General features: G+C 64.1%; 18 protein-coding genes, 1 pseudogene and 1 riboswitch. Of the genes and pseudogenes, 12 read left to right on the top strand and 7 right to left on the bottom strand.

Annotated elements, in window-relative coordinates; all coding sequences use genetic code 11:
- Nucleotides 1–221 precede the first annotated feature (221 nt).
- Genes LB577_RS12305 through LB577_RS12295 form a run of 3 tightly spaced genes read left to right on the top strand, consistent with a single transcriptional unit; the run spans nt 222 to nt 3957 of the window.
- The gene (locus tag LB577_RS12305; protein WP_224686896.1) at nt 222–974 is read left to right on the top strand and encodes a gluconate 2-dehydrogenase subunit 3 family protein; all 753 of its coding nucleotides are present in this window, start codon (nt 222–224) and stop codon (nt 972–974) included.
- Between the two features lie 2 nt (nt 975–976).
- Nucleotides 977–2743: a GMC family oxidoreductase gene (locus LB577_RS12300; RefSeq protein WP_224686895.1), complete on the top strand. Its 1767-nt coding sequence runs from the start codon at nt 977–979 to the stop codon at nt 2741–2743.
- Nucleotides 2740–3957 (top strand): cytochrome c, encoded by a 1218-nt coding sequence (locus LB577_RS12295; protein WP_224686894.1) that lies wholly within the window; start codon nt 2740–2742, stop codon nt 3955–3957. The genes LB577_RS12300 and LB577_RS12295 overlap by 4 nt, the downstream gene beginning before the upstream one ends.
- A gap of 24 nt (nt 3958–3981) precedes the next feature.
- Here the strand turns inward: LB577_RS12295 and LB577_RS12290 are convergent, their stop codons facing one another.
- The gene (locus tag LB577_RS12290; RefSeq protein WP_224686893.1) at nt 3982–4905 is read right to left on the bottom strand and encodes a DMT family transporter; all 924 of its coding nucleotides are present in this window, start codon (nt 4903–4905) and stop codon (nt 3982–3984) included.
- Nucleotides 4906–5116: 211 nt separating this feature from the next.
- On the opposite strand from LB577_RS12290, the gene LB577_RS12285 reads away from it, so the two are divergent.
- A complete protein-coding gene (locus LB577_RS12285) occupies nt 5117–6415 on the top strand; it encodes an adenylosuccinate synthase (protein ID WP_023766155.1) in 1299 nt (432 codons plus the stop codon).
- 76 nt (nt 6416–6491) lie between these two features.
- Nucleotides 6492–8141 (top strand): hypothetical protein, encoded by a 1650-nt coding sequence (locus tag LB577_RS12280; protein ID WP_224686892.1) that lies wholly within the window; start codon nt 6492–6494, stop codon nt 8139–8141.
- 26 nt (nt 8142–8167) lie between these two features.
- Here LB577_RS12280 and LB577_RS12275 read toward each other — a convergent pair whose 3' ends face one another.
- From LB577_RS12275 to LB577_RS12260, 4 genes are all read right to left on the bottom strand, one after another.
- Nucleotides 8168–8467, bottom strand: a complete 300-nt coding sequence (locus LB577_RS12275) for a CcdB family protein (RefSeq protein WP_023776983.1) — start codon at nt 8465–8467, stop codon at nt 8168–8170.
- On the bottom strand, nt 8467–8709 hold the full coding sequence (locus LB577_RS12270; RefSeq protein WP_224686891.1) for a type II toxin-antitoxin system CcdA family antitoxin: 243 nt from the start codon (nt 8707–8709) through the stop codon (nt 8467–8469). The genes LB577_RS12275 and LB577_RS12270 overlap by 1 nt, the downstream gene beginning before the upstream one ends.
- Nucleotides 8710–8787: 78 nt before the next feature.
- Nucleotides 8788–10608 (bottom strand): ABC-F family ATP-binding cassette domain-containing protein, encoded by a 1821-nt coding sequence (locus tag LB577_RS12265; protein WP_224686890.1) that lies wholly within the window; start codon nt 10606–10608, stop codon nt 8788–8790.
- Between the two features lies 1 nt (nt 10609).
- A complete protein-coding gene (locus LB577_RS12260; RefSeq protein ID WP_224686889.1) occupies nt 10610–11254 on the bottom strand; it encodes a thiamine diphosphokinase in 645 nt (214 codons plus the stop codon).
- An 87-nt stretch (nt 11255–11341) separates the two neighbouring features.
- Nucleotides 11342–11456: riboswitch (TPP riboswitch) on the top strand.
- Nucleotides 11457–11499: 43 nt separating this feature from the next.
- Between LB577_RS12260 and thiB the strand changes: the two genes are divergently transcribed.
- The 4 genes from thiB (at nt 11500) to LB577_RS12240 (ending at nt 16875) form a co-directional block, all read left to right on the top strand.
- Nucleotides 11500–12498, top strand: a complete 999-nt coding sequence (gene thiB / locus LB577_RS12255; RefSeq protein ID WP_224686888.1) for a thiamine ABC transporter substrate binding subunit — start codon at nt 11500–11502, stop codon at nt 12496–12498.
- A gap of 248 nt (nt 12499–12746) precedes the next feature.
- Nucleotides 12747–14366, top strand: a complete 1620-nt coding sequence (thiP, locus tag LB577_RS12250) for a thiamine/thiamine pyrophosphate ABC transporter permease (RefSeq protein ID WP_224686887.1) — start codon at nt 12747–12749, stop codon at nt 14364–14366.
- Complete coding sequence (gene thiQ / locus LB577_RS12245) at nt 14359–15150, top strand: thiamine ABC transporter ATP-binding protein (RefSeq protein WP_224686886.1); 792 nt, start codon at nt 14359–14361, stop codon at nt 15148–15150. The genes thiP and thiQ overlap by 8 nt, the downstream gene beginning before the upstream one ends.
- 318 nt (nt 15151–15468) lie before the next feature.
- Nucleotides 15469–16875 (top strand): M48 family metalloprotease, encoded by a 1407-nt coding sequence (locus LB577_RS12240; RefSeq protein ID WP_224686885.1) that lies wholly within the window; start codon nt 15469–15471, stop codon nt 16873–16875.
- A gap of 15 nt (nt 16876–16890) precedes the next feature.
- On the opposite strand, the gene LB577_RS12235 is transcribed toward LB577_RS12240, so the two are convergent.
- Complete coding sequence (locus LB577_RS12235; RefSeq protein ID WP_023769392.1) at nt 16891–17754, bottom strand: RNA polymerase factor sigma-32; 864 nt, start codon at nt 17752–17754, stop codon at nt 16891–16893.
- A gap of 321 nt (nt 17755–18075) precedes the next feature.
- Between LB577_RS12235 and LB577_RS12230 the strand changes: the two genes are divergently transcribed.
- The 3 genes and pseudogenes from LB577_RS12230 to LB577_RS12220 all read left to right on the top strand — a co-directional run bounded on the left by LB577_RS12230 (nt 18076) and on the right by LB577_RS12220 (nt 20411).
- Complete coding sequence (locus LB577_RS12230) at nt 18076–18849, top strand: amino acid ABC transporter substrate-binding protein (RefSeq protein ID WP_224686884.1); 774 nt, start codon at nt 18076–18078, stop codon at nt 18847–18849.
- A gap of 118 nt (nt 18850–18967) precedes the next feature.
- A pseudogene (locus LB577_RS12225) lies at nt 18968–19647 on the top strand (amino acid ABC transporter permease).
- Nucleotides 19644–20411, top strand: coding sequence for an amino acid ABC transporter ATP-binding protein (locus LB577_RS12220; RefSeq protein WP_224686883.1), 768 nt, complete (start codon nt 19644–19646; stop codon nt 20409–20411). The pseudogene LB577_RS12225 and the gene LB577_RS12220 overlap by 4 nt, the downstream one beginning before the upstream one ends.
- Before the next feature lie 159 nt (nt 20412–20570).
- Here the strand turns inward: LB577_RS12220 and LB577_RS12215 are convergent, their stop codons facing one another.
- Nucleotides 20571–21152, bottom strand: coding sequence for a CarD family transcriptional regulator (locus LB577_RS12215; RefSeq protein WP_010911999.1), 582 nt, complete (start codon nt 21150–21152; stop codon nt 20571–20573).
- Nucleotides 21153–21417 lie beyond the last annotated feature (265 nt).

Below are 21417 nucleotides of genomic sequence, written 5' to 3'. Positions count from 1 at the left end.
CCGGACTGATCCAAGGATGGTTTGTTCAGTTTCTGGTACATTAGCAGGTGACGATAAGCAAAAAGCCTGGCCCAATCCAACGATCCAGTGTTCTGCTTGACGATCCCGCTTTCATTTCGCAGGTTATCGCCAACTGATTGGTGCGGCTTAAACTTTACAGTTTTCGTCATGAATTTGGCTGCGGCTTTCGGCGTGTGCCTGTTGCTGTCGAGGAGCCTTCGATGGATCATCGCAATACTGTCTGGCTGAGCCGGCGCCTTTTCCTGTCTTCAGTCGCGATGTTTACGGTAACGGCGACTTCGGCAAGCTTCGCCCGCTCGTTCTCGGGATCCTTGCCTTGGACGCCCTTGTCGTCCGATCCGCCGATGCGGGTCGTTCCTGGCGGCTGGCAATTCTTCACGCCACAGGAAGCGGCCTTGGTCGAGGCCATCGTCGACCGCCTCGTTCCCGCCGACGATCTCAGCATGGGGGGCAAGGAAGCCGGCTGTGCCGTCTATATCGACAGGCAATTGACGGGCGCGTTCGGAACCTCGAGCCGGCTCTACACACAAGGGCCATTCGCGCCGGGATTGCCCACGCAGGGCTATCAGGGCGAGGCCAATCCCGCCCAGCGCTACCGCACCGGGCTCGCCGCCATCGACGCCTTCCTGAAGCAGCGGGATGGCAAGACATTCGCCGAGCTTCAGCCGGCCGAGCAGGATGCATTCCTGACCGCCATGGAAGCCGGAAAGGTCGAATTGCCTGACGGCGTCAAGGCTGCCGGCTTCTTTGGGCTGCTGCTGCAGAACACCATGGAAGGGTTCTTCGCCGATCCGGTCTATGGCGGCAACAAGGACATGGTGTCGTGGCGCATGCTCGGTTTTCCCGGCGCGCGCTATGATTATCGTGATCATGTCAGCAAGCACAATCAGCCCTATCCGCGGCCGCCTGTCTCCATAGAGGGCAGCCCGGAATGGTTCACGAAGAGGAGCTGACGATGACGACGATCCTGCCCCGCAAAGATGTCGTGATCGTCGGCCTCGGCTGGACCGGCGCCATCCTCGCCCATGAACTCACCGATCAGGGCCTCGACGTGCTTGCCATCGAGCGCGGTCCATGGCGCGACACGGCAACCGATTTCAACATCGGCTATGCGCAGGACGAATTGCGCTACAGCGTCCGGCGCGACCTGTTCCTGCAGCCGGCCGTGGAAACCATGACGATGCGCAACGACCCGTCGCAGACGGCGTTGCCGATGCGCGATTTCGGCTCGTTCCTGCCCGGCAATGGTGTCGGCGGCGCCGGTGTCCACTGGAACGGCCACACGTGGCGGTTCTGGGATTCGGACTTTCAGATCAAGACCAACCTGACCCGGAAATACGGCGCGGCAAGGATAGCGGACCTTCAGGTCGAGGACTGGGGCGTGACCGGCGCCGAAATGGAGCCCTATTACGACCAGTTCGAATATCTGGCGGGGATCTCGGGCAAGGCCGGCAACATCAAGGGCAAGTTGCAGGAAGGCGGCAATCCATTCGAGGATCCCCGGGCGCGGGACTATCCGAACCCGCCGATGGAAATGACCTACGCACCGACCCTGTTTGCCAATGCCGGCCGGTCGATGGGGTTGCACCCGTTCCCGACGCCGTCCGCCAACATGTCGCGGACCTATGTCAATCCGCTCGGCATCACGATGGGGCAGTGCACCTATTGCGGTTTCTGCGAGCGTTTCGGCTGCGCCAACTATTCCAAATCGAGCGCCCAGACCACGATCCTTCCCGTCCTGATGAAGAAGGCCAATTTCGAGGTTCGCACCGACAGCGAAGTGCTGCATGTCGATCTCGCCGCCGGCGGCAAGTCGGCGCGCGGCGTGACCTATGTCGATACGTCGGGGCAGGAATTCTTCCAGCCGGCCGATCTCGTGATTTTGTGCGCCTACGGCCTGCACAATGCCCGCCTGATGATGCTGTCGGGTATCGGAAAGATCTACGACCCCGTCACCGGCGAAGGAACGGTCGGCCGCAATTACTGCTACCAGACAAATGCCGGCGTTCAGGTGTTCTTCGACGACAAGAATTTCAATCCGTTCATCGCCGCAGGCGCGCTCGGACAGACGATCGACGACTATAATGGCGACGCCTTCGATCACGGCGCACTCGATTTCGTCGGTGGCGCGGGCATCAACTGCATCCCCACCAACGGCCGCCCGATCGCCACCAGGCCGACGCTGCCCGGCACGCCGAAATGGGGCAGCGCCTGGAAGAAGGCCACCGTCGCAGGCTACAAGAGCACGCTCGGCTTCTCGTCGCAGGGCAGCAGCTACGCGACGCGCACCAACTATCTCGACCTCGACCCGACCTACAAGGATCGCTTCGGCCGGCCGCTGATGCGCATGACGTTCGATTTTCCCGACAACGATATCCGCATGTCGAACTATCTCTGCGACCGGATGGAAGACATCGCCAAAGCGCTCGGCGGCAAGCAGTACAGCGTCGGCCGCCGCAAGAAGGGCTGGGACAGCGTACCCTATCAGAGCACCCACAACACGGGCGGCGCCATCATGGGCACGGACCCCAGGAAAAGTGCCGTCAATACCTTCCTGCAGAGCTGGGATGTGCCCAACGTCTTCGTCATCGGCGCGTCGGCCTTTCCGCAAAATGCCGGCAAGAACCCGACAGGAACGGTCGGCGCGCTGGCCTTCCGGGCCGCCGATGCCATCCGCAACCAGTATCTGCGCAATCCCGGCGCACCGCTGGTGCAAGCGTGAGAACGCTCGCTCTCACATTCGCCGCCAGCGCTGCGCTGCTCGCGATCGCCCCGGCAATGGCTGCCGACCAGGCGGACCAGATCATACGCGGCCGATACCAGGCCGTGCTCGGCGACTGCGCGGGTTGTCACACTAGACCGGGCGGCAAACCTCTAGCCGGCGGCCTGCCGCTGGAAACACCGTTCGGCGCGCTGGTGCCGCCCAACATCACACCCGATCACGAGACGGGCATCGGCAATTGGTCTGAGGCCGATTTCCGCAGCATGATGAAGACGGGCATCGGCCACGATGGCGTGCGGCTCTATCCCGCCATGCCATACCCTGCCTATACCAGGATGAACGAGCAGGACATTTCGGACCTGTGGGCGTACCTGACCACGGTCGAGCCGGTTTCGAACAAGGTCGAAGCCAATCAACTGCCATTCCCGCTGAATATCCGGCTGGCGATGTGGGGCTGGAATCTGCTCAACTTCAGCGAGGACGGCTTCAAGCCGGATCCGTCCAAGTCGGCGGAATGGAACCGTGGCGCCTATATCGTACAGGGGGCAGGCCACTGCGGCACCTGTCATACGCCCAAATCCTTCCTTGGAGCTGATCAGGACAGCGTTTTCCTGCAAGGGGCATCGCTGCAGGGCTGGTTCGCGCCTGATATCACCAACAATGCTCAATCCGGCCTCGGGAAATGGTCGGAGGACGATGTAGTCGCCTACCTCAGGACTGGCGTCAACGCGCATTCGATCGCGTCCGGCCCGATGGCGGAGGCGGTTGAAAACTCGACCTCGAAGATGACGGAACCCGACCTCGAGGCGGTTGCCGTCTATCTCAAGAGCCTGGGGTCGGATGCCGGCAATGCTCAAGCGCCAAAACCCGACGAAGCGCGCTTGGCGGCGGGCGAGGCGATCTACCACGACAATTGTTCGGCCTGCCATGGTGGCGATGGTGTCGGGGCCGGGGCGCTCTTCCCGACGCTCGTCGGCAATTCGATTGTCGCGCAGGGCAATCCTGAAACGCTTGCCCGGGTCGTTCTCGCCGGAAGCCAGGCCGTCCACACGGCGGGCGCGCCGACGACGCCTGCCATGCCTTCGCTGGCATGGCGCCTGAAGGATCAGGAAATCGCCGACGTGTTGACCTATGTGCGCGGCAGCTGGGGCAATTCCGCTCCGGCCGTCTCATCCGACGACATCGCGGCGGTGCGCAAGGAATTGGTGCAGTAGCGGCTGTAAGCGGCCAGAGCGAACCTATGCGGGGCGGTTCGGCACCCTGGGGCGGTTAAGTATCGCCGTCTTTCGCCCGCTATATTCGGCGAGCGCGATGCCGCCAAGCACGAGCACGAGTGCCAGCGCCTGATAGAGTTGGAACGTCTCGCCGACGATCACGACCGAGAGCAGCGTGCCGAAGATCGGCACCAGGTTGATAAACAGGCCGGCGCGGTTGGCGCCGATCAGTTCGTTGCCCCTGATGTAAGTTATCTGCGAGATGACCGAGGCGCCGATCGCGGTGTAGACGATCACCGTCCAGCCGCGTGCGTCGGGCACGATGACTTTGCCGGCGGCGACCTCCCACAGGAAGAAGGGCAGCGAGGTGATGAGCGCAGCGACCGCCAGGGACAGCATCAGGCTCTGCCAACGCATCACCGGCTTCATCCGCAGCCCGACCGAATAGCCGCTGTAGAGGACGACCGCCACCAGCATGATGGCGTCGCCGAAATTGAGTTCCAATGTGAGCAGCCGGCGCGGATCGCCATGGCAGGCAGTCAGGACTACGCCGAAGATGGTCAGCACCACGCCGGCAATCTGCGCCCAGCTCACACGCAAGCGGAAGAAGATGAAATTGGCGATGATGATCAAGACCGGCATCGCCGCCTGTTCGATCGAGACATTGATCGCCGTCGTGTAGTTGAGCGCGGTGTAGAAAATGGTGTTGAACAAGGTGAAGCCGCTGGCCCCAAGTGCGGCCAGCACGAACCAGTTCCGGCGCACGACAGGCCAGTCTTCCTGGATCGTGCGCCAGCCGATCGGCAGCAGGATCGCCACCGCCAGCACCCAGCGCAGGAAGACCAGCGTCATCGGCGAGACGTGATCGACCGCCAGCTTGCCGGCCACCGAATTGCCACCCCACAGCAGCGTGGTGAGCAGCAGGAATATGTAGGCGCTTCGATGCATCGCGGGATTCCGGCCGTGGGGATGGCCACGGTGTTTGCCGGCCTATTGCCCCCGTCAGCCCAAGTAAATGATGTCAAAGCCGAAAATTGTTGTGCCTCAGGGCATTTTCGGCGGCAAAGAAAGGTCGCACTCGCGAGGTCTTGACGCTATAGAGGCCTGTCGTTTCGAACCAAATCCAAGCCGCTTGGCGGCGTCTCAAGGGAAAAGAAACATGGCCAATGTGGTGGTCGTCGGCTCGCAGTGGGGCGACGAAGGCAAGGGCAAGATCGTCGACTGGCTGTCGGAGCGCGCCGATGTCGTGGTGCGTTTCCAGGGCGGCCACAATGCCGGCCACACGCTGGTTGTCGACGGCAAGGTCTACAAGCTGTCGCTGTTGCCGTCCGGCGTCGTGCGGCAAGGCAAGCTGTCCATCATCGGCAATGGCGTGGTCTTCGATCCGCATGCTTTCGTGGCCGAAGTGGCGAAGCTCAAGGCGCAAGGCGTCGAAGTGACGCCCGATCGCCTGAAAATAGCCGAAAACACGGCGCTTATCCTGTCGCTGCACCGGGAGCTGGACGGATTCCGCGAGGACGCTGCCTCCAATTCCGGAACGAAGATTGGCACGACCCGCCGTGGCATCGGCCCCGCTTACGAGGACAAGGTGGGGCGACGCGCCGTTCGGGTGATGGATCTGGCGGATTTGGAAACGCTTCCCCTGAAAGTCGACAGGCTGCTGACGCATCACAATGCGCTGCGTCGCGGGCTTGGCCATGCTGAAGTCACGCATGATGCGATCATGACGGAATTGACCTCGGTCGCCGACGAGATCCTGCCCTACATGGACCGGGTCTGGAAGATCCTCGATGACAAGCGCCGCGCCGGCGAGCGCATCCTGTTCGAGGGTGCGCAAGGCACGCTGCTCGACATCGACCACGGCACCTATCCTTTCGTCACCTCGTCGAACACGGTCGCCGGGCAAGCGGCCGCCGGCGCGGGCGTTGGTCCAGGCGCGATCGGCTATGTGCTCGGCATCACCAAGGCCTACACGACACGCGTCGGCGAGGGACCTTTCCCGACCGAACAGAAGAACGAGATCGGCGAGTTCCTCGGCACGCGCGGCCATGAATTCGGCGTCGTCACCGGGCGCAAGCGCCGCTGCGGCTGGTTCGACGCGGTGCTGGTGCGCCAGGCCGTCGCCGTCAACGGCATCAAGGGCATTGCGCTGACCAAGCTCGACGTGCTCGACGGGCTGGATGAGATCAAGGTCTGCACCGGCTACCGCCTCGACGGCGAGGCGATCGACTATCTGCCGGCGAGCCAGGGCGCGCAGGCCCGTGTCGAACCGGTCTACGAGACGCTGGAGGGGTGGAAAGGCACCACCGCCGGGGCGCGCAGCTGGAACGATCTTCCGGCCCAGGCCGTCAAATATGTCCGATACATCGAGGAGCTCATCGGCGCACCGGTAGCACTCCTCTCCACCAGTCCGGAACGGGACGATACGATACTTGTGACCGATCCGTTTCAAGACTAGTTTCTGAAGCCTTTCCGGGCATTGCGGCTGATTTGCGGGGGCCGGCGCGGAAGCAAAAATACAGGTCGACTGAAGCATGGCAGATTTCGTTGCTGTTCTGAAGAAAACGATAGACAACCTCAGCGATCAGTCGCCGGAGATGCGGGCGAGGGTCTATGACAAGGCCCGCTCGACGATCGCAGCCAAGATTGCCCTGCGCGATCCGCCGCTGTCGCCGTCGGATGCCGCCAAGCAGAAGCGCGGTCTGGAAGATGCTATCTCCAGTGTCGAGCGCGACTACACCAAGAGCGTGCCGGAGACGGATCCGCTCGCCGAGTTGGAAAACATCTTTTCCTCCATCGACCGCAACAAGAACCAGCCGAACCACACACGCCAGCCGGCGAATGCGGGGCCGTCGTGGCCAGCGCCCGCAGCGGCGCCCACCGCAAAGCCGGAACCTTACCGGCCCGCGCCGCCGCCCGCCGCCAAGCCCGAGCCAAGCTGGCCGAAGCCCGCGTCGGTGCAGCCGGCATCCTTCAATCTGGCTGACAAGAACCTGCCGGGCATGGACGCGGACCAGGAACACGACCAGCCGGATGTCTTTCCCAATGATGACGAGCCGGCCACGGCCGACACCTTCCAGCGTTTGCGTCCCGCCGAGCGCAAGCGCAGCTATGGCGGGCTGATTGCCGCCGTCGTCGCCCTGCTGGTCGTTGCCGGCGGCGGCTATGGCATCTGGCTGAACAAGGATGCCTTCGGCAAGATGCTGGGCCTGGACGGCAGCAAGGTTGCCAAGACCGAACCGGTGAAACCGGCGCCGGCCAAGCCGGCGACCGACGCGGCGGCGCCGCCGGCGGCAGGCGCCGAAGCGACGAAGTTCACGCAGCGGCTGACCCCTGAAGGCGGCGAAACCGATCCCGGCCCGGCCGGTGGGCAAAGCGGCATAGGCGAGGGCGAATCCGTCGCCGCGTTGACGACGCCGCCAACGGCAACGAACGCGCCGGCCAATACGCCTCCGGCCGCCGCCACGCCTGCCCCCGCCGCGACCCCGCCCGAGGCGGGTGCTGCGCCGGCAACGCCGCCCGCCAACGGCACCGCACCCGCGGCACCGGCCGATGCCGCCGCTACGCCGCCGGCTCCCGCGGCCGCCACGCCGCCCGCGGCCGCCGCTCCGGCGACGCAAGCCGCGGTGCCGGTTGGCCAGAAGGCGATCTTCTATGAGGAGCGCACCAGCACCGCGCAGGGTTCGGCCGAGCCCGGCAGCATCGTCTGGTCGCTGGTGCAGGAATCGCCCGGCGGCGACCTGCCGCCCGAGCCGGCGATCCGCGCCGAAGCGACCATCCCCGGCAAGGACATCCAGCTGCGCATGACCATCCGCCGCAACACCGACCAGACGCTGCCGGCGAGCCATATCATCGAGATGATTTTCCTGACGCCCGACGGTTTCGAGGGCGGCGGTGTCGACAACATCCTGCGCGTCGCCATGAAAAGCTCCGAACAGGATGCCGGCAGCCCGCTGATCGGCATTCCGGCCAAGATCGCCGACGGCTTCTTCCTCGTCGCGCTCAACGACACCAAGGCCGACGAGGACGCCAACATGACCTTGCTGCGCGGCCAGGACTGGATCGACGTGCCGGTCGTCTACAAGACCGGACGGCGGGCGCTGCTGACCATGGAAAAAGGCATACCCGGCGAGAAGGTGTTCGACGAGGCGATCAAGGCCTGGCAGGCCAAGACGGCGGGTTGAGGGGGCGGCCTAACGATCGCCTTCGTTCAGAAACCCTGGAACAGCATGTCGAGCGCGGCGACGATGTCGTCGTGATGCTTCGTCAGGTTCAGCCGACTTTCACTCAATTCAGTAGCCGGAACGGTGGCAATCAGGTGTGTCGCCATTACCAGCTTCCGGCCGCTGATCTCAAAAATGGGATGAAGCTTTCGCATCGGGGGTGGCACCATTGCAACCGGCAGCAGCGGAACGACTACCCGCGTCTTGAAGTTGTCGAGCAGGTCGGATTGAACGTCGAGCAGATAATTGCCCTCGACGCGACTGGCGAAGACGTCGTAACGCGCCATCAGAACTGCCGATATTCTTCCAGCGGAATACCGTTCTTTTCGACATAGTCGTTCCACGCCTCCATTGTGGCGCGGTTCTCAAGTTTCCACAGCCGCGTTTTTTCCGCAGCTACCGCCTCCGCGATGCCCGCTTCCGCAGCGCGCGAGACATTGACGTCAAGCCCTTTGGCTTCTCTCATGAGGTTCGAATCGATCGACAGGTTTGCTGGCTGACGGATCGCATTCAAGGCAATCTTTCGCATGGCGACCTCCGCAACATGCGCATAATGTATGCGCATATCCGCATCATGGCAAGCAACACCAATCGCGGTTAGCGAGACCTAGCCTTCCATCTCCTCGCGCAGCATCTCCAGTTCCAGCCACTCTTCTTCCAGTGCGGCCAGCGTAGCGCGTTCCTTGTCGAGGGCGGCGATGGTCTTTTGGAACGAGGCTGGATCGCGCTCGTAATAGGCCGGATCGGCGATGTTGTTTTCAAGCCGAGAGATCGAGGCGGTCACCGCCTCGATTTTCTTGGGGAGCGATTCCAGTGCGAATTTCTGCTTGAACGATAGCTTCTTCGCCGGCCCTTTTGGCGCTGCCGGCTCGCTCCTGGCCTGGGCCGGCATATCGGCGGCTTCAGTCTTGGCGCGCGCCTTGCGGTCGTCGAGCCTGGTGCCGCCGCGTTGGGCCAGCATGTCGGAATAGCCGCCGGCATATTCGACCCAGCGGCCGCCGCCGTCCGGCGCGATGATGCTGGTGACGGTGCGGTCGAGGAAATCGCGGTCGTGGCTGACCAGGATGACGGTTCCGGCAAAACCGGCGACCAGTTCCTGCAGGAGTTCCAGCGTCTCCATGTCGAGATCGTTGGTCGGCTCGTCGAGCACCAGGAGGTTCGCCGGCCGCGCCAGCACGCGCGCCAGGATCAGCCGCGCCCGCTCGCCACCGGACAGTTCACGCACCGGCGTGCGCGCCTGTTCCGGCTTGAACAGGAAATCCTTCATGTAGGAGACGACATGGCGCTGCTCGCCATTGATGACGAGGTTTTCGCCGCGCCCGTCGGTGAGATATTGCGCCAGGGTCTCCTGCGGGTCGACCGCCTCGCGCTTCTGGTCGAGCGTGGCGATTTCGAGATTGGTGCCGAGCCGGACCGAGCCTGCATCCGGCGCCAGTTCGCCGGTCAGCATCTTCAAAAGCGTCGTCTTGCCGGCGCCGTTCGGCCCGACGAGGCCGACGCGGTCGCCGCGCTGGATGCGGGTCGAGAATCCCTTGACCACGGTGAGATCGCCAAAACTTTTCTCGATGTTCTTGGCTTCGATCACCAGCTTGCCGGATTCGGCGGCGTCGCTGGCCACCATGGTCGCCGAACCCTCGGCGCCGCGATGGCCGCGAAAATTCTTGCGCATGGTCTGCAGCTCGCCGAGGCGGCGCATGTTGCGCTTGCGCCGCGCCGTCACGCCATAGCGCAGCCAGTGCTCCTCGCGCACGATCTGGCGGCCGAGCTTGTGCTGCTCGCGCTCTTCCTCTTCCAGCACCTGATCGCGCCACTCCTCGAAATGGCCAAAACCCTTGTCGAGCCTGCGGGTCTGGCCGCGGTCAAGCCAGATGGTGGCGCGCGAGACGCGTTCGAGGAAACGGCGGTCGTGCGAGATGACGATAAGTGCCGAGGAGGTGCGGACAAGCTCTTCTTCCAGCCACTCGATGACCGACAGATCGAGATGGTTGGTCGGCTCATCAAGCAGCAGGATGTCCGGTTCCGGCGCCATGACGCGGGCAAGGGCGGCGCGCCTGGCCTCGCCGCCGGACAGATCGTTCGGCCGCTCCTCGCCCGACAGGCCGAGATGCTCCATCAGATAGCTGGCGCGGTAGGGATCATCGGCGGGGCCGAGGCCTGCCTCGACATAGGCGCGGACCGTCGCGAAGCCTTCCATGTCGGGCATCTGCGGCAGATAGCGCACGGTCGCCGACGGTTGGCGGAACACCTCGCCGTCCTGGGGTTCGATCAGGCCGGCGGCGATCTTGAGCAGCGTCGACTTGCCCGAGCCGTTGCGGCCGACCAACGCGATCTTGTCGCCGGCCGAAGCGGTCAAGGCGGCGCCATCGAGCAGCGGCGTGCCGCCGAAGGTCAGTTTTATCCCGTCGAGATTGAGAAGAGGCGGGGCCATGTCAGCTTTCGGGCAAGGGATAGGGATGAGCGAGCAGCAGCGCGCGGCCATGGCCGAGCGCGATTTCGAGGCCCCCCCTGACCTCGTTGGAGATGGTCAGCGATGAACCGAAGGCCACCTCGACATGGTTCAGCGGCCATTTGGCGCCGGTGACGGTCAGGCCGGCGAGGTCTGAAAAGCCGAGGATCGAAAACAGCGTGCCGTCGGCATAGTCGAAGCCCGCCTTTCCCAACAGCAAGGGCACGCCTTCCTGGGCGCCGCTGGTCAGCACCACTCCGGTGCCGGTCTCGGCCAGCCGCAGGGCGAGCGACAGATGCAGGAAAGCATGGTCGGCCCGTTTGCCGCCGAAAGCGCCTGCCAGCACCAGGCGGGTCGCGGCGCGCGCGAGCGCGGCGGCGATCGCCAGTTCGCCATCGGTCTTGTCCTTCTCCGGCGGAAAGGTCTGGCGGGGCACGGCGGCCAGATCGTCAGGCAGATTGGCCGGCACCGAATCGAAATCACCCACCCAGAGTTCCGGGACAAGGCCGAGCAGCCGCGCATGGCCGATGCCGGCGTCGGCGGCGATCACGCGGCAGCCTTCGATCTGGCGGTCGAGCCGCGGCGTGCGGATGAGATCGCCGCCAAGCAGGATGGTGAATGTGCTCATATCGTGTGGCCCTTACCAGCCCGACACGCGAAACGGAAGGCGGCAAACTCCCACTTGCGCGGTTCATTGGCCCGGCCTATGTGTCGAAACGCTCTAACGGGGTGCCGGACGCGATCTTCGCGGACCGGCTGAGAGGCAGTCTCGCCAACCCGCTGAACCTGATCCGGTTTGTACCGGCGGAGGGATTAGACGTTTCGGACAGTCCGACGCCTCAATTCCTTTCAACTCGAACGAAGGAGGCGCCGATGCGCACGCTTTTATACTCTCTTGTCTCGGCAGCGGTTCTGGCGCTGTCCGGGCCGGCCTTGGCCAAGGACAAGCTCACCGTCTACACCTATGAAAGCTTCACCGCCGACTGGGGTCCAGGCCCTGTGGTGAAGAAGGAATTCGAGGCCGAATGCGGCTGCGATGTCGAGTTCGTCTCGGTCGCCGACGGCGTGGCGCTGCTCAATCGCGTCAAGCTCGAAGGGGTCTCGACCAAGGCCGATATCGTGCTCGGCCTCGACACCAATCTCACCGCTGACGCCAAGGCCACCGGCCTGTTCGCGCCGCATGGCGCGGTCAGCGACGTCAATGTGCCGGGCGGCTGGAGCGACGATACTTTCGTCCCCTTCGACTACGGCTATTTCGCCGTCGTCTATGACACGCAGAAGCTCAAGACACCGCCCAAGAGCCTGAAGGAATTGGTCGAGGGCAGTGCCGACGACAAGATCGTCATCCAGGATCCGCGCACCTCGACGCCCGGCCTCGGCCTGCTTTTGTGGGTCAAATCGGTCTATGGCGACAAGGCGCCGGAGGCCTGGGCCAAGCTCAAGGCGAAGGTGCTGACGGTGACGCCGGGCTGGAGCGAGGCCTACGGCCTGTTCACCAAGGGCGAGGCGCCGATGGTGCTGTCCTACACCACGTCGCCGGCCTATCACATGATCGCCGAGAACACCGAGCGCTACCAGGCGGCGTCCTTCGAGGAGGGCGAATACCTGCAGATCGAGGTCGCCGGCATCACCACCACGGGCACCAGGAACCCGCTGTCTGCAAAGTTCATGGCCTTCATGACCAGCCCGAAATTCCAGGACGCCATCCCCGAGACCAACTGGATGTTCCCTGCCGGCAAGACCGACAAGCCGCTCAACCCGGCCTTCGGCAAACTGGTCAAGCCGACCAAGACCTTGCTGTTCAGCCCCGAGGAGGTCGCCGCCAATCGCAAGGCCTGGGTGGACGAATGGCTTTCGGTGATGAGCAAGTAGGGTTGAGGCAAACCGAGCGAAGATGATTGCTCTACGGCGCCCCCTTCTGTCCTGCCGGACATCTCCCCCACAAGGGGGGAGATCGAACGTCATCGGTGATTTCGCAAATCGCCGACGCTGCAGATATAAGCTAAGCGCGGAAACTGCCAATCTCCCCCCAAGTGGGGGAGATGTCCGGCAGGACAGAGGGGGGCGCCGTAGAGCACAATCCTTTGTAAGTGCCGCGACGCGAAGACAGGCGGTCCAGCGTGCAACGCGCGTCTGACCCCCGCGTCACCGCCGGCACCATCGGGCTCACCGCGATCGCGCTGCTGATCGGTGGCGCGTTTACCGGGTTGCTCGTCGAAGGCGCTGACGATTTCTCCGGCGCTTGGGCGGCCTTCGATCCCTATCTGCTGCGCGTCGTGCGCTTCACGCTCTGGCAGGCCGCCCTTTCGACACTTCTGTCGGTGATACCGGCGCTGTTCGTGGCGCGTGCGCTGTCGCGGCACCCGCGCTTCCTGGGCCGCGCCTTCATGCTGCAGCTCTTCGCCGTGCCGCTGGCGCTGCCGGCCATCGTCGCGGCTCTCGGCATCCTGGCGCTCTACGGCCGCGCCGGTTATTTCGCCGGCCTGTTCGGCGCGGTCGGCGGCCAGGGCTGGCCAGGCATTTACGGCCTGTCCGGCATCCTCGTCGCCCATGTCTTCTTCAACCTGCCGCTCAGCACGCGTCTGTTCCTCGAGGCACTGCAGACCATTCCTGCCGACCAGTGGCGGCTGGCGAGCCAGCTTGGCATGGGCGCGCGGCCGGCGTTCCGGCTGATCGAATGGCCGACGCTGCGCGCCGCCTTGCCCGGCGTCGCCGGGCTCGTCTTCATGCTCTGCATTACCTCCTTCACCATCGTGCTGACGCTCGGCGGCGGACCAGGCGCGACGACGCTGGAAGTCGGCATCTATCAGGCGCTGCGCTTCGATTTCGATCCCGCGCGGGCGGTCGCGCTGACGCTGCTGCAGATCGCCTTGACCTTCATCGTGGTGCTGACGCTGACGCGGCTTGGCACCAATATCGTCGGCGACACCAACCTGCCGGTCGCACCGCGCCGTTATCTCTCCGTCAACCGGACCGAGACCTGGCTGAACGCGGCGCTCATCGTGTTGGCGCTGCTGTTCGTTGCCGGACCGATGACAGCCACGGTGATCGCCGGGCTTGGCGCCGATCTCGGCCGGCTCGCCGGCGAGGCCGCAGTCCGGCAGGCGACGCTGACGAGTGCGGTGCTGGCCTTCCTGTCGGCGCTGCTTTCGGTGATGCTGTCGCTGGCCTTGACCATGGCGCGCCGGGCGCTGGCGCTGAACCGCCGCTCCGGGCCAAGGACGCTGCTCGAACACGCCACCGATACCGGCGCGGGGTTCGTCCTGGTCGTGCCGCCCATCGTCATCGGCGCCGGCTGGTTCCTGCTGCTGCGCCATGCCGGCGATGTCTTCGCCATCGCCCCGGTCATGGTCGTCACCGTGAATGCGGTGATGGCGATGCCTTTTGCGTTGCGCGCCGTCCGTCCCGCCTATGATGCGGGCAGCGAGCGTCACGAACGGCTCTGCGCGCAGCTCGGCATAGCGGGCTGGGCCAGGCTGCGGCTGGTCGACTGGCCGTCGCTGCGGCGGCCGCTCGCCACCGCCTTCGCCTTCGCCATGGCGCTGTCGCTTGGCGATCTCGGTGTCATCGCGCTGTTCGGCAGTGATTCCGTGCAGACATTGCCCTACCTTCTGCTGGCGCGCATGGGCAGCTACCGCACCGCGGACGCCGCCGGCCTGGCACTGTTGCTCGGCCTGGTTTGCCTGGCGCTGGTCCTGGCAGCGGACCGGCTGGGGAAAGGAATGGCCCGCGATGTCTGACGGGGCGATTGGCAGGAAAGACGGGGCGATTGGCAGGAAAGGTGTTCCGGTGCGGCTGGATAAGGTTTCGTTCAGCTATGGCGAGGCGCCGCTTGCCTTCGATGTCGCGTTCGCGGCGGCGGAAATCACCGCCATAATGGGGCCGAGCGGCTCGGGCAAATCGACGCTGCTCAACCTGGTCGCCGGGTTCGAGACGCCACGCTCCGGCCGTGTGCTGATCGGTGGGGCCGATGTCGGCGGTGCGCCTCCGGCGGCGCGGCCGGTGTCGATGGTGTTCCAGGAAAACAACCTTTTCGCTCATCTCAGCGTCGAGCAGAATGTCGGGCTCGGCCGCTCGCCGTCGCTGCGGCTGACCGAGGCCGACCGCGCGGCGATTGCCGACGCGCTTGCGCGGACCGGCCTTGCCGGCAAGGAACAACGCTTGCCGGGCGAACTCTCTGGCGGTGAGCGCCAGCGCGTCGCCCTGGCCCGCGTGCTGGTGCGCGATCGTCCGGTGCTGCTGCTCGACGAACCCTTCGCCTCGCTCGGGCCCGCTTTGCGCGACGACATGCTCGACCTCGTTGCCGGCGTCCATGCCGACCATGGCATGACGGTGCTGTTCGTCACGCACCAGCCGCAGGATGCGCGCCGTATCGGCCAGAATGTAGTGTTTCTGGACAATGGCGCCGTCGCGGCCACCGGCTCCGCCGACGATTTCTTTGCCGGGGCTGGTCCCGAGGCGTTCCGGCGCTATATCGGTGCTGGGGATGCCGTATCACGAGATATTGCCCGGAAGCGGACATAATTTACGGTCAAACCGGCTTCGGGCGAAGTGGCGCTTGCTTGCCATGGCAGACGTAGTGTGGCTAGGTCCGCCCTATTGATCCGGCACAGGCCGTGATTTGCCTACAGCATCCGCCGCACGCCCCGAGGGACGTGTGACGGATGCTGTAGTAGTTTGTTTGCGCATGACAATTCCGAAGATCGCCCCCGATTTTCGCGGTCATGCGCCGGGACCCGAAAGGAAGCCGTTCTGGCGATCGGCGTTGACAGACCAAGATGGAACCCGCTGGCGCGCTTTCTGGCGCTGGCCGGTTTTGCCGTGGCGCTCGCAAGCTGCCAGATGTTCACACCTCCGGCAGTCCAGGAATCCGGCTTCCAGCCGTCCGACAGGCCGATCACGGTCGACAATGTCGGCGCCAACAACAAACTCGCCGAACTGGCCAAGGCGCAGCACCCGCGCATCCTGGCGACCTATGGCGGGGAATATTCCGATCCCAAGCTCGAGCGCATGGTCGCCAAGGTGGTCGGCAGCCTGACCGTGGTGTCCGCCAATCCGACCCAGACCTATCGCATCACCATTTTGAATTCCCCCAACGTCAACGCCTTCGCGCTGCCGGGCGGTTATCTCTACATCACGCGCGGCCTGCTGGCGCTGGCAAACGATTCGTCCGAACTCGCCGCGGTCATCGCGCACGAGATGGGCCACGTCACCGCCAACCACGGCCTGCAACGCCAGCAGTTGGAGGCCGAGGAAGGCCTGGCGACCAAGGTCGTCTCGGATGTGCTCGGCGACAGCCCGACCGCCAAGGCGGCACTGATCCGCGGCAAGCTCAGGCTGGCGCAGTTCTCGCGCAACCAGGAGCTGGAAGCGGACGCCATCGGCATCAAGTCGATTGGCGAAGCCGGCTATGATCCATACGCCGCCGGCCGGTTTCTGCAGTCGATGTCAGCCTATACCGATTTCCGCTCGATCAGCGGTGCCACCGACGCCAGCCTCGACTTCCTGGCGACGCACCCCAACACGCCGCAGCGCATCGACCTGGCGCAGCGCCATGCCCGCCAGTTCGGCGCACCCGGCGTCGGCACGCGCGACCGCGATTCCTTCCTCGCCGGCATAGACGGCCTGCTCTATGGCGATACGCCGGAGGAAGGCTATGTGCGCGGCGAGACCTTCCTGCATCCGGGCCTCGGTGTGTCATTCACGGTGCCGGATGGCTTCATCATCGACAATTCCGCGGCAGCGGTGACGGCGACCGGGCCGGGTGACATAGCCATCCGCTTCGACGGCGTTTCGATCGACAAGAACCGCGCCTTGACCGACTACATCCGCAGCGGCTGGGTCGCCGGTCTCGACGACAGCACCGTCAAGCAGGAAACGATCAACGGCAACGAGGCGGCGACCGCGCATGCCGGCGCCGAAGGCTGGCAGTTCGACATCGCGGTGATCCGCGCCGGCGGCCAGGTCTACCGGCTGCTGACCGCGGCCCCCTCGGCCAGCACCTCGCTCGACACGGTGGCACGCTCGGTCAGCGGGTCGTTCCGTATACTGAGCCCTGCTGAAAAAGCGGCCCTGAAGCCGCTGCACATCCGCGTGCTCACCGTGCAGCCGGGACAGACCATGGGCTCGCTCGCCGCGCAGATGGTGGGCGTCGACCGCAAGCTCGACCTGTTCCGCGTGCTCAATGCGCTGTCGCCGGGTGCCGCTGTTTCGGCCGGTGACAAGGTCAAGATCGTTACCGACAAGTAAGAGCCGGCTTCGCGATCAGGCGGCTGTCGCCAGGAACTCCGGATTCTGCTTCACCAGCGCGACCTTGAGCTTTTCCATGGCGCGGGCCTCGATCTGGCGTACGCGTTCCTTGGAAATGCCGAGCGTTTCGCCGAGTGCCTCAAGCGTCGCACCCTCGTCGCTGAGCCGGCGTTCCTCGATGATGCGCAGTTCGCGGGCGTTGAGCGCGGCGAGAGCCGCTTTCAGCCAGACGGAGCGGCGCGCCACATCGATGCGGTCGCTGACGACCTCATCGGGCAGGGGATCGTCCGAGACCAGGAAATCCATCCGCTCGGTGGCGCCCGCATCGTCGGCCAGCGGCACGTTGAGCGAGGAATCCGGAGCCGACAGCCGCGAATCCATCATCGCCACATCGGCTTCGGAAACACCAAGCGCAACCGACACTTCGCGATACAAGGTTTCGTTGGAGAGCGGCTCGGCGCCGTTTGCCAAACGGGCACGCAAGCGCCTGAGATTGAAGAACAGAGCCTTTTGCGCTGAACTCGTGCCGCCGCGCACGATCGACCAATTGCGCAGGATGTAGTCCTGCATCGAGGCGCGGATCCACCATGTCGCATAGGTCGAGAACCGAACCTCGCGTTCGGGCTCGAAGCGCGCGGCGGCCTCGAGCAGGCCGACATGGCCTTCCTGGATCAGGTCGCCAAGCGGCAGGCCGTAATGGCGGAATTTGGAAGCCATGGAAATGACCAGCCGCATATGGGCGACGGTGATGCTGTGCAAAGCGTTCTGGTCGTTGTCTTCTTTCCAGAGCAGGGCCAGCCGATGCTCCTCGTCGCGCTCCAGGTAGGGGGCCTTCATGGCCGCGCGGACCATGGTCCGTCCTGCCGTGTCTTCCATCATGAGGCACTCCCTGGCTCAGGCGATGCGAATAACGAACTGGCAGGGCGTCGGGTTGAAATCGCGGCGTCGTGCCCTAGAACAGCCAAAACTGCCATGCGCGAGAAAAGTTCCGCCCGCGCGGGCAGGCGAGCGGTATCATCCGGGCGATTTCGCAGCGGTTGCCTGGAGCGTCAGGGTGCGCGAATAAATCCCCTGCGGAGAATGCGGTTCCGGAAATCCATTGTTTTTGAAATTTCGTTCCTTATTTTTTCGACCTGCATCTGTCATTTTCCAGCCCTCACAACATGCCGGGTTGCCGGCCAAGGACGGGATCACAGAAAAATGAAATGGCTCAAGTCGCTCATCATCGCCGGAACGCTGCAAGCCCTGGCTGTCGCATCGGGCCATGCCGGCGCCAATCTCGACCAGATCAAGCAGGCCGGGGTCCTCAAGGTCGGCACGGAAGGCACTTACGCACCCTTCACCTATCATGACGCTTCCGGCGCGCTGGTCGGCTTCGATGTCGAAATCGCCAAGGCGATCGGCGACAAGCTCGGGGTGAAGGTCGAGTTTCTCGAGGGCAAGTGGGACGGGCTGATCGCCGGCCTCGACGTCAACCGCTACGATGCCGTCATCAACGAAGTCGGCATCACCGACGCCCGCAAGGCCAAGTATGATTTCTCCGACCCCTACATCGCGTCCAAGGCGGTGCTGATCGTGCGCGGCGACAACACCGACATCAAGACCTTCGCCGATCTCAAGGGCAAGAAGTCGGCGCAGTCACTGACCTCGAATTTCGGCAAGCTGGCCGAGACGAACGGCGCCGAACTGGTCGGCACCGATGGCTTCGACCAGTCGATCCAGCTGCTTTTGACCGGCCGTGCCGATGCCACCATCAACGACAGCCTGTCGTTCCTCGACTTCAAGAAGCACAAGCCCGATGCCAATGTGAAGATCGCCGCGCAAGAGGAAAACGCCGACTATTCCGGCGTCATCGTGCGCAAGGGCGATCCCGAGCTGGTCGCCGGGATCAACAAGGCGCTGGCCGACATCAAGGCGGATGGCACCTATCAGAAGATCGCCGACACCTATTTCGGCCAGGACGTTTCGAAGTAAGTTTTCCTGGGATGGGCCGGTTGCCGGCCCGTGCGATGCATCCAGCGGCGAGCCGTCTTTGACGGTTTGCCGCTTTTGTCGTGATATGGCTGACGTCTAGCATTCTGGAGGGTCTTTCGTGCCGCACTGGCTGCAACTGATGCTGGAGTCGCTGCCTTCGCTGCTGTGGGCCGCGCTGATCTTTACCGTGCCGTTGACGCTGCTGTCCTTCGTGCTTGGCCTGACGGTCGGCCTGGGCGCGGCGCTCGGCCGGCTGTTCGGACCCAAGCCGCTGGTCGCGCTCGTCCGCTTCTATGTCTGGATCTTTCGCGGCACGCCGCTCCTGGTGCAGCTGTTCCTGATCTTCTACGGCCTGCCGTCGGTCGGCATATTGCTCGATGCCTTCACCGCGGCGCTGATCGGCTTCACGCTCAACATCGGCGCCTACACGTCGGAGATCATCCGCGCCGCCATCGGCTCGGTGCCGAAAGGCCAGTGGGAGGCCGCCTATTCGATAGGCATGACCTGGAGCCAGGCGATGCGGCGTACCATCCTGCCGCAAGCCGGCCGGGTCGCGGTGCCGCCGCTGTCAATACCTTCATCTCGCTGGTCAAGGACACCTCGCTGGCAGCCGCCATCACCGTGCCGGAGATGTTCCAGGCGGCGCAGCGCATCGTCGCCACCACCTACGAGCCGCTGATCCTCTATGTCGAGGCGGCAATCCTCTATCTGGCGATGAGCTCGGTGCTGTCGGCCCTGCAGACGCGGCTGGAGGAACGGCTCAACCGCTATGGCGGCTTCCTGGAGGCACGCTCATGATCGGCCTCACCGACATCGAAAAGCGCTTCGGCGACAATCTGGTGCTGAAGGGTGTGACCGTCGCCATCGACGAAGGCAGCGTCACCGCACTTGTCGGCCCTTCGGGTGGGGGAAAAAGCACGCTGTTGCGCTGCATCAACCTTCTGGAGATCCCGACATCGGGCACGGTCCGCATTGGCGACGAAACGCTGGAATTCCGCCCGGGCATCAAGGTGGCGACCGCCGACATCAGGCGCCTGCGCCTGCAGACCGGCATGGTGTTCCAGAATTTCCAGCTGTTTCCGCACCGCACCGCGATCGAGAATGTCATGGAAGGCCTGGTGACGGTGCTGAAATGGTCGCCGCAGAGGGCGCGCGAGCGGGCGCTGGCGCTGCTGGAGAAGGTCGGCATGGTGCACAAGGCCGATGCGTGGCCGGCGACGCTGTCGGGCGGCCAGCAGCAGCGCGTGGCCATTGCCCGGGCACTGGCGCCGTCGCCGAAAGTGCTGCTCTGCGATGAGCCGACCTCGGCGCTCGATCCGGAATTGGCACAGGAGGTGGTCGACGTGCTTGGCAAGCTCGCCAGCGAGGGCACGACCATGGTGATGGCGACGCATGACCTGCGCCTCGCCTCCAAGATCGCCCAGGAAGTGGTCTTCCTCGATGCCGGAATCATCGTCGAAAAGGGGCCGTCCGCCGTGCTGTTCGGCAATCCGGAGCGCGAACGGACCAAACGGTTCATCGCGACGCTGAAGCAGGAGGCGGAGAAGGAGGCTAAGGGGTGAGTCTTCTACTTCCCCCCTTGTGGGAGGTCGGACCGAAGGTCCGGAGGGTAGGCGCTGCCCCCCCATCCCGCTGCTTTGCAGCGACCCTCCCCACAAGGGGGAGGGTAAGCAAAAACCCGGCGCGAGGCCGGGTTTTTTAGAACTCGAAGGTTCAAAGGCTCAGGCAGCTTCTTCCTGCTCGGCTTCCTCGTTGTCGGCCTTGGCGCCACGCTTAGGGCCCTTGTTGAGGTTGACCTCGATCAGACGGACGGCTTCGGTTTCCGACATGCGGTTGACGGCCGCGATCTCACGGGCCATGCGGTCGAGCGCCGCCTCATAGAGCTGGCGTTCGGAATAGGACTGCTCCGGCTGGTTGTCGGCACGGTAGAGGTCGCGCACGACTTCGGAGATCGAGATCAGGTCGCCCGAATTGATCTTGGCATCATATTCCTGGGCGCGGCGCGACCACATGGTGCGCTTGACGCGGGCGCGGCCCTGGACGACCTTCAGCGCGCGCTCGACATAATCCTCTTCCGAAAGCTTGCGCATGCCGATGGAGGTCGCCTTGGCGACCGGCACCTTCAGGCGCATCTTGTCCTTCTGGAAGTCGATGACGAACAGTTCCAGCTTGTGACCGGCCACTTCCTGCTCGTCGATCGACACGATCTGGCCGACGCCGTGCGCCGGATAGACAATGTACTCACCGGTCTTGAAACCATGACGCGCGCCGGTGGACTTCTTCTGCGGGGTGATCGTAGCCATTACGCCGTGAACTCCTTGTTGTGGTGCCGGCGTCCTGCCGGCCCGAACTCGTGCGATCGGGGGACCCGATCCTTAGCCGCACAACAGATGAACCCATCGGAAAAGCCGGACCGGCAAACCGCACAGATTGCGACCGCCTGGCCCAGATCGCTCTGGTCCGGAATGGGATTTTCACCTTTCAGTGATTTGGGGCGTCTGCGCCATAAATCGACGTGTGTCACCGGCATGTTTCGCTGATGTAACACAAAAAGTCGGAAGAATCAAG

The organism is Mesorhizobium sp. B283B1A (assembly GCF_020165735.1).
Lineage (GTDB): Bacteria > Pseudomonadota > Alphaproteobacteria > Rhizobiales > Rhizobiaceae > Mesorhizobium > Mesorhizobium opportunistum.
The sequence above is the reverse complement of the archived record's forward strand: the minus strand, read 5'-3'. Positions and strand labels throughout refer to the sequence as shown.

Bases quoted from the DNA above. Each gene is read 5' to 3' on its own strand.
- LB577_RS12305 (WP_224686896.1), top strand. From the start codon at position 222: ATGGATCATCGCAATACTGTCTGGCTGAGCCGGCGCCTTTTCCTGTCT.
- LB577_RS12300 (WP_224686895.1), top strand. From the start codon at position 977: ATGACGACGATCCTGCCCCGCAAAGATGTCGTGATCGTCGGCCTCGGC.
- LB577_RS12290 (WP_224686893.1), bottom strand. From the start codon at position 4,905: ATGCATCGAAGCGCCTACATATTCCTGCTGCTCACCACGCTGCTGTGG.
- LB577_RS12285 (WP_023766155.1), top strand. From the start codon at position 5,117: ATGGCCAATGTGGTGGTCGTCGGCTCGCAGTGGGGCGACGAAGGCAAG.
- LB577_RS12280 (WP_224686892.1), top strand. From the start codon at position 6,492: ATGGCAGATTTCGTTGCTGTTCTGAAGAAAACGATAGACAACCTCAGC.
- LB577_RS12275 (WP_023776983.1), bottom strand. From the start codon at position 8,467: ATGGCGCGTTACGACGTCTTCGCCAGTCGCGTCGAGGGCAATTATCTG.
- LB577_RS12270 (WP_224686891.1), bottom strand. From the start codon at position 8,709: ATGCGAAAGATTGCCTTGAATGCGATCCGTCAGCCAGCAAACCTGTCG.
- LB577_RS12265 (WP_224686890.1), bottom strand. From the start codon at position 10,608: ATGGCCCCGCCTCTTCTCAATCTCGACGGGATAAAACTGACCTTCGGC.
- LB577_RS12260 (WP_224686889.1), bottom strand. From the start codon at position 11,254: ATGAGCACATTCACCATCCTGCTTGGCGGCGATCTCATCCGCACGCCG.
- thiB (WP_224686888.1), top strand. From the start codon at position 11,500: ATGCGCACGCTTTTATACTCTCTTGTCTCGGCAGCGGTTCTGGCGCTG.
- thiQ (WP_224686886.1), top strand. From the start codon at position 14,359: ATGTCTGACGGGGCGATTGGCAGGAAAGACGGGGCGATTGGCAGGAAA.
- LB577_RS12240 (WP_224686885.1), top strand. From the start codon at position 15,469: ATGTTCACACCTCCGGCAGTCCAGGAATCCGGCTTCCAGCCGTCCGAC.
- LB577_RS12235 (WP_023769392.1), bottom strand. From the start codon at position 17,754: ATGATGGAAGACACGGCAGGACGGACCATGGTCCGCGCGGCCATGAAG.
- LB577_RS12230 (WP_224686884.1), top strand. From the start codon at position 18,076: ATGAAATGGCTCAAGTCGCTCATCATCGCCGGAACGCTGCAAGCCCTG.
- LB577_RS12220 (WP_224686883.1), top strand. From the start codon at position 19,644: ATGATCGGCCTCACCGACATCGAAAAGCGCTTCGGCGACAATCTGGTG.
- LB577_RS12215 (WP_010911999.1), bottom strand. From the start codon at position 21,152: ATGGCTACGATCACCCCGCAGAAGAAGTCCACCGGCGCGCGTCATGGT.